At 52.6% G+C, this 4,459-nt stretch carries 4 protein-coding genes and 1 pseudogene; all 5 read right to left on the minus strand.

Translation table 11 applies throughout. The features are described from left to right. Positions 1-355 (minus strand): DUF6339 family protein (locus tag DKT70_RS17940; RefSeq protein ID WP_199559647.1); only part of this gene is annotated, 355 nt, incomplete at its 3' end. Next, complete coding sequence (locus DKT70_RS17435) at positions 352-1,191, minus strand: SAM domain-containing protein (RefSeq protein ID WP_111560318.1); 840 nt, start codon at positions 1,189-1,191, stop codon at positions 352-354. The genes DKT70_RS17435 and DKT70_RS17940, both read right to left, overlap by 4 nt. Position 1,192: 1 nt before the next feature. Continuing rightward, positions 1,193-3,064 (minus strand): hypothetical protein, encoded by a 1,872-nt coding sequence (locus tag DKT70_RS17945; protein ID WP_146612695.1) that lies wholly within the window; start codon positions 3,062-3,064, stop codon positions 1,193-1,195. 168 nt (positions 3,065-3,232) lie between these two features. Beyond that, positions 3,233-3,862 (minus strand): tyrosine-type recombinase/integrase, encoded by a 630-nt coding sequence (locus DKT70_RS17445; protein WP_111560320.1) that lies wholly within the window; start codon positions 3,860-3,862, stop codon positions 3,233-3,235. 325 nt (positions 3,863-4,187) lie between these two features. Next, positions 4,188-4,459: pseudogene (locus DKT70_RS18560) on the minus strand (glutathione transferase); the annotation flags it as partial.

Consider the following 4,459-nt stretch of genomic DNA (forward strand, 5'->3'; position numbering starts at 1 on the left):
CCGATGCTGCTGTTTCTTCTTTAGTGATCCAGCGTTTTCGTGCATACTGAAGGCATTCAATATGGCATAGACGAGTCCAAAGCCGTTCTTCGCGAGCAAGCGCAGGCGTCATGCCTTGTAGGCTGTTATAGATCAGCAATGAGTTTTTTATTTCTGCTGTTGGCGTTCCGGATGGGTCGAGATTATCGGCTATAGCCGGGTCCCATGTAGCAAGGGCGGTCTCGATCGCCCAACCGCTTTGTTTTTCCAGATCAAGAAAATTGCCCTCTTTATAGCGAGCCAAGTTTACATCGATGCTCTTCGACAGGTCCTCAACGACCGTTGCAGCTAGAAGCCGAACAGGTTGCATAATCATTCGTCATCTCCATAATTAATTAGCTGATCAAGAGATGCAAAAGGCTGAAGAAGAACTTTTTGCGCATCATTAAGAAGATCTAGTTTGGTAAGGTCTATACCAGCAAGATCACACCTGGTCCTGAATGGGTGTAGCCAGCGGTACTGCTCAAAAGCATCTTGGCCATCGCGCAGTCGATCGAGTACCTCCATGATAATCGGCACGTAAAGAGCATTCATGAGCACTGATCGTGTGGCTTCCTCAGCCTGGCGTAAATTCTGAACAAGTTTATATGTAGATTCCGGCATCAGGATCGTTATGCGCTCGGCCTCTGTATCGAGTTCAAATTCACCTTCTAGGATGGCATCGGAAGATTGGATTTCAAAAATCGATTCCAAAGGCGGCAGCGGGGGCCTCGTTACTTCAATAACCTGCTCATCATCGAGCGCGAGAATCTGGCCGGCTTCAATGTCCATGCCGTCGAAAAATTCCGCATGTGCTCCACTTGGGTTGTAATTCACAATCGGTTTCAGTGACCAGATCATAGGTCGCAACTGAACCCGGCCGATAAGGGCTCCGCTAGCAAACTCATGATTGCCAACTGGGAAGCCGAGCTTTTGCAGTCGCCGTACCCCCGTTTCTACGCACTTAATAAAGCAGCCGAATGTGGCAAAGCCATCCTCGATAAGAGCAAGAATATCAGGATGATCCAGCGTAGTATCGCAATGAATAGCTACTTGGTTTGCGTTCTCATCGAGCTGAAACATGATTTTCGTGGTGAAGCTTGCGTTTATGACATCTTCTGACCACGGCGCCAGGACCGGGTGGGGGTAAGATGTGGATTCTTTAATTTTCATCTTACGCCTCCTGCGCCGCAGCAAGAACGCTGCTGCCTTCAAGCTCAATTGGACCGTCGAACGGTTCAGAGAACGTTACAGTGATGGCGGTCCGCTGCCCTTTAACGAGAGCTGTCTGGACCCGCCCTTTTGCAACTACACCGAGAGATGCTGAGGTAAGATTGAGAGCCACGTCATCGCTAAGGCCGGAGGCTGAGACTGTTATCTCTGCATTGCCGCTAACACCGGGGGTAAAGAAAATAGTACGGCTGTTACCGCAGGTCCCCTGCGGAACTATTGACCGTACCTGTTCGAGCGGGACTGTACGTACTCCGGTCGGCTGGCTGCGGTTACTATTTGCTTTTTCAGCCTTTTTTCGTCCCGTGATTTCAGGTTTTGGTCCGCGGATCCGCTTAGTCTTGCCTTTGCCACCAACGGAAGTAGCCAGCTTGCGCTCAGTTCTCCGCGCTTCACCATATTTATAGCGGTCCGGGTCCGTTTCACCGTCGGGATCAGGCTTCTTTGATGAGACACCACCAGCAGCAAACAGGTGTGAGAGCTCGTCGAGATGGCTATGATTGATTTCTTCCATCTTGGCGGCGCCCTTGATGATATCCCTAACCTTGTTCATCAAAGTCTTTATTTGCTGACGTGCTATTTTCTGAGAGGTCGGATCGACTATACGTTCCGGTTCAAAGGCATCATGGGCAGGGTTTTCCAGTCGCTTGAGTAGCTGGCTTGGCTTTTTTCCGGCATCCGTGCGTGCGGGTTCGAGCACTGCCATATATTCCTTCGTTCCCCGGTATGCGCGCATTGGCAAACCGAACTTCCCAAAGTTGTCACAAATATAAATACCGTTGCGAATAATATGAATTTCCCGGGGCATGCTTTCGGCTATTAGCAGATGAAGGGTGAAATCGCCCAACCCCGCGACTGTAATTTTATGTCGGGTGGCACCGTCTGAGCGGATACAATGCATCAGGCGTTTGGCGCGTTCTAGATTAGACGTCTCGTCAGATAACGCCGCAATCTCGGACAACGCCGGAGAGTCAAGGATGCTGTCTATAGACGATTGGCTCAGTTTGAATCCTTCTACCGAAAATTCGATTTCGTCGCGTGCAATTGCAAGGAAGAAATTGTTAGCAAGGGAAAGACGCATCCGGTCCGACCATCTGTCCTGTTCACGAAAGCCGATAGAGAAGATTGAAGTGCCAATTTCGTCCCTTGCTACCCATGCAGGCACATCTGCGGGCGAGGTGATAGGCGTAAAGTTGTCATTGCCCCAGTAACCTTCGGCTGACAGCCGTTGATCGCCGTTTGAATGTGAGATTAGTCGTAGCCGCCCTTGGGCAGCGAAATTTACGTCGTTTGAACTCTTGCTCTTGTAGCAGGTCGAGTAGATGACAGTCTGTAAATCCGAGATCGCATAGGCAGCATTCTTGCCAATGCCGTAGGAGCCGGCCGAGGTGGGATCGGACTTGTTCGTAACTCCGTCACCTTTTACCAGAGCCGCGAAAACAGAATTCTCGTCTTCTACGGGGCCGGTGAGCCCGGTGGTATTAAGATCGGAAATCTCTAGCACATTAATAGTTGGCCCAGAGATCTGCGCGTGGGCACGTTCAAGGTGCTCTTTAGTCTCAGCGTCACGAGGTGACTTTAGACAGCATTCGATCGAGTTTTGGAGTTGATCAGCAAAGGGTACTTCAGCCCGGGGAATTTTGAGGAGGTTGAATGCTATTTTGACTGGCGCATCGCCAATGGCAGCATCGCGGCTGTTTTGGCCGGTTTCACGAGCACAACTGGTATACGGAGAGCCCTTGAAGGTCTCGAACCCAGCATAAGCAAGGCCCTCAACCTTGTTTGCTTCATTTTTCAGAAATTGAATTTTGGGCAAGCCTAGTCTCCATGTTTATAATTCTTTGCGCGTGAAAATTAGATTCGGAATTGGCCCACGGCCCCATCGGCAACGTTTTAAATTGGCTCTTTTCTGATTCCAGTGCTTTCTGCAGCGTACTGATAATATTACGAATATCCACTTCTTTAATCTTATAAGCCTAACGGCTCAAAGATGATACTTACGGGCGATTTCCAAGGCTTCGGCCTGCTCAGTGCCGATGTATTCCTTGGTGCTTTCGATGCTGGCATGGCCGAGCAAGAGCTGGGCGGCGCGCAGGTTGCCGGTCTGCTGGTAGATATGGGTCGGAAAGGTCCGGCGTAGTGAATGCAGCCCGTAGAGGCTGGGATCGATGCGGGCCTTTTCCAGCCAGGATTTGAACAGCCGCCAGAGCTGGCTCTCGCTGAGGTGGTGGTGGGACCACCGTGCCCCCTGCCCCGTGAAGAGCCAGCTATGCAGCGCCCGCTCCGAGGCAGCCAGATAGGCGCGCAGGCTGTCGCGCGTGCTTGGGGACAATCGTGCCCGGACCGGGCGCGCATGGCGGCTTTCGGTTTTCTTCTGCCGGATTTCCACGATCTCGCGCACCCCGGCCGGGGTGGCGACGTCCGAGACCCGAAGGCGCACCAGGTCGGAGCCCCGGAAACTGGTATCAAGGGCGGTGTTGAACAGCGCCAGGCTGCGGAGGTCTTTTTCCTGCCGCAGGATGAGCCGGATCAGGGCGACCTGGTCGGGCGTGAGGGGAGGTTTCTTGCCCACCACACGGCCCTTGTTCCAGATGGTTTGAGAGGTGGTGCGCATGGGCAAATCCGTGCAGGCTTTTGAGGTATCTTGCCCTTAAAGCTTGCATGAGGGAAGCGGTCCTTCGCAATAGAAACCGGCATCCCCGTAATTTGCTGGGATCCAGCGTGAAGCGGCCATGCGAGCTTCTATTAAAAAGCTCGCATGACCGGTTTCATGGCCACATGGCAAGTCAACAAAAAGGAAGTGCTCTGTGGCATGTAGTTCTGCTTTTTCTTTTGGGCAGTCTGCCTCTCGGGCTCGCCAGCTTGACCAGACCGGACGGTCAGCGGTCGGTGCTGCATCGACGCAAAGAAGAGCCCACAGCCGCCGATCACGATGAGAGTCAATCTAAGAGGGTTCGCCCATTTGAGGGGTAGTCCCGGTAATGCTGAAGGCGGGAAGCCAATGACCCAACATGAAGCTCTAGCTTGTGCCCATCTGGATCCAGGAAATAAAGCGACGCGCCCTCTGAACGATTTTCCTTCCAGATCGGTGCGGCTGTACGGACCTGTGCCGCCAGAGCCTCGAAGTGGGGTGGCGCAACATCTAGGGCGAGATGAGTGTAGTCATCCCGCCTTGCATGCTTGGCGTTCGGGTCTAATGAAAGGCACAGCC

Origin of the sequence: Paracoccus sediminilitoris (assembly GCF_003259195.1) — a bacterium.
In the GTDB taxonomy this organism is placed as follows: Bacteria; Pseudomonadota; Alphaproteobacteria; order Rhodobacterales; family Rhodobacteraceae; genus Paracoccus; species Paracoccus sediminilitoris.

Coding starts and splice junctions, on each gene's coding strand:
- DKT70_RS17435 (WP_111560318.1), bottom strand. CDS start 1,191: ATGAAAATTAAAGAATCCACATCTTACCCCCACCCGGTCCTGGCGCCG.
- DKT70_RS17445 (WP_111560320.1), bottom strand. CDS start 3,862: ATGCGCACCACCTCTCAAACCATCTGGAACAAGGGCCGTGTGGTGGGC.